Origin of the sequence: Salinisphaera sp. C84B14 (genome assembly GCF_040361435.1) — a bacterium.
Taxonomy (GTDB): domain Bacteria; phylum Pseudomonadota; class Gammaproteobacteria; order Nevskiales; family Salinisphaeraceae; genus Salinisphaera.
The window spans coordinates 1-2,428 of sequence record NZ_APNL01000043.1; the positions used below are offsets into that span (position 1 = coordinate 1).

3 protein-coding genes are annotated in these 2,428 nt (G+C 65.2%); all 3 read right to left on the reverse strand.

What is annotated here, in order from left to right:
- Positions 1 to 189: 189 nt before the first annotated feature.
- Entirely contained in the window at positions 190 to 1,023 is an 834-nt protein-coding gene (locus C84B14_RS17940) for a restriction endonuclease (RefSeq protein ID WP_353226117.1), read from the reverse strand.
- A gap of 215 nt (positions 1,024 to 1,238) precedes the next feature.
- The gene (locus C84B14_RS17945) at positions 1,239 to 1,757 is read right to left on the reverse strand and encodes a lipocalin family protein (RefSeq protein WP_353226119.1); all 519 of its coding nucleotides are present in this window, start codon (positions 1,755 to 1,757) and stop codon (positions 1,239 to 1,241) included.
- 172 nt (positions 1,758 to 1,929) lie between these two features.
- Positions 1,930 to 2,428 (reverse strand): hypothetical protein (locus C84B14_RS17950; protein ID WP_353226121.1); only part of this gene is annotated, 499 nt, incomplete at its 5' end.

A 2,428-nucleotide genomic window follows, 5' to 3' on the forward strand; every position in this document is an offset into this window, starting at 1 on the left:
TTACACACCTAGATCATCCTTTCGCCCACGTCAGCGCCCCCGGCGGTTACGAGTACCACCAGGGTGAGCGCTACGAGTACGGGGGCGAACACGAACGTCATCGAACTAGAACCACAGGGTCCATGAAATCGGAAAGGCGGCGAACATAGCCGCGCGCCTTGGTTGCTGTCAATACACCCGCACCCGCGCTCATACGACCGGTGCGGGCTGACTGCCTGCATGTTCGGGCGCCTCGCCCGGCTTGAGCACAGGCGTCGACAGCGCCGGCATTGCGGCCGGATCCGCGAACAGCAGCAGACGGTCGATATCCAGGGCATGGATGGCATGATCCCGGCAGAAAGCATGGGCGGCCGGACTCAGACGACCCGAGGTCGCCAGGATCGCCTTGCCGCCGAACTGTGCCTGCACGAGATCGGCCAGTTCATGGGCAGCGTCTACGTCGACCTGGGCATCGCGGTCATGCCGGCATTGCACTCGCAGCACCTTGTCGCCGTCACGCAGCACGATATCGATACCTTGGCGCGAGTGCTCTGGCATGAATTCAACGTCGAACCCCTTGCGCCGAAACGAATCGGCGACGAGCTGTTCGAACTGCGCCGAGCTCAGCGCCGCGATATTCTCGCGAGTGACCGCGGCCGGCGACGGCGTCGGCGCAGCGGGGCCCGGCGGCGGACGGGTCTCGGCTGCCGGCAACGGTCCGGCCCGCTGTCCCGGCGCGGCGTTTACCGGGCGCGATGCATGCGCGGGATGCTTGCGCCGGCGACGCGATCGACGCCTTCGCGAACGGCCTTGCGCATGCCCACGCCGGCCATGCCGATCGCGGGCGGCCGATGCCAGCGCGGCACCCACCCACACGAGCAACCACAGCCAGGCCAGCGGCAACAGCACGTCGGCATGAAATGATTCACCCGCCAGGCCGGCATGGGGCTGCGGCACGACCCCAAGCAGTGGACCAACCACATAAAGAATGACCGCGAACCCGAAAACGCCCACGCACAGCCGAACCAGCCACGGTCTGGCCACCCACGTCGCCCGGATGCCCCGATGCGGCCGACGGCCTATTTTACGTCGACGCGCCATATCGCCTCCCCCAGTACGATAACGCCCCTGTTCAGGACTCTAGACCGCGGGGTCAGGCGCCGCAATATTGCCGTCACAATACAGACGGATGGCGCTCTGGCGGGCGCGCGGCCCTGCAAATCGGTTGTCGGCCGGGGCGAGCGTGGCGTGGTGCCGCGTCACTCGCCACGCCGCTCCTTTTGCTGTGGCACGACCCGCAGATGCGAGGGGTTGTAGCCGATACGCGCCACTCGCTCGACGAGCCGGCTGTAATCGGTGGCTTCGATGGACGGTTCGCTGGACATGATCCAGACGAAGTCGAGCCGCTCGCGAGCCACGATCGTGTGGCGATAATCGTCGGAGACGTAGGCGATCACGAACTGCATCTTGATCGGCCAGATGAACTGCATGGCCCAGACCGCGTTGCCGGTATCAGGCACCACATAGCCGGTGGGTCGCATCGTCTTTTGCTTGCCCCCGAAGCCGCCCTTGCGGAAGGTGAAGGTGACGTCCACCCGGTCGTCGCCGCCCCGGCGATAGCGCTCCACCGAGTTATGCGCGGTCCGGGTGATGGACGGCGGCTTGTGCGCGATCACATACCAGTCGCGCATGTAGCGGTTCAGATCGACGAGCTGTGCGCGCGGAAAATCGGTGCGCGGCACGATGCTGCGCGCACTGAAGCCAAACGATCGGTTCATGAACGACATCATGGGCCGCTCCCGGTGGCACCGTCCCGGGTGAGCGCCCGACAGACGGCATGAATATGGAGCGCCTACTATTGGGCGTAGGCGCGCCGGTGGCAATCAGTTGAAATGCCGAGTGGTTTGCGGGCGAACACGGCAGAGTGCGGGCCGGCACCGTGCCGCCAGGCTAGCGGCTTTCGTTGTCGGCCTGGTCCTTGCTCTGATCTGCCGACGGCTGTGCCTTCACGCAGTCGGCCACGGCATCGAAGTCGAAGCTGCGGTCAAAGCGGTTGGCACAGTACTGCCAGCGGGCACTGGCCAGTTCGCCGCTTTCGCGGGCGAATCTTTCCAGCGCCGCATACTGCTCGGCCATCTGCTGTTCGAGTTTTTCGAAGGTCGAGCGCTTCGGCTCGCCGGTGCCGTTCGGTTCGTTCTCGTCATCACGAGCAAACATGTCGGCATATTCGCCGAACTTCGCCTGTAGATCGTCGCTGAGTTGCTGGGCCTTGAGCTTGAGCCGGGTGAGCGTATCGCCGTTGTGGTCGGCGGCATAGCTCGCACTCAGCGGGCAATCCGAACGCAGCGTGGGCGCCCGGTTCTGCTTGAGCAGGGCCATGCGGTCATTGACCAGTTCCGACTGTGCCGTATCGGCGGTGGTGGTGCTGGTCGGAAACGCATCGCCGGCC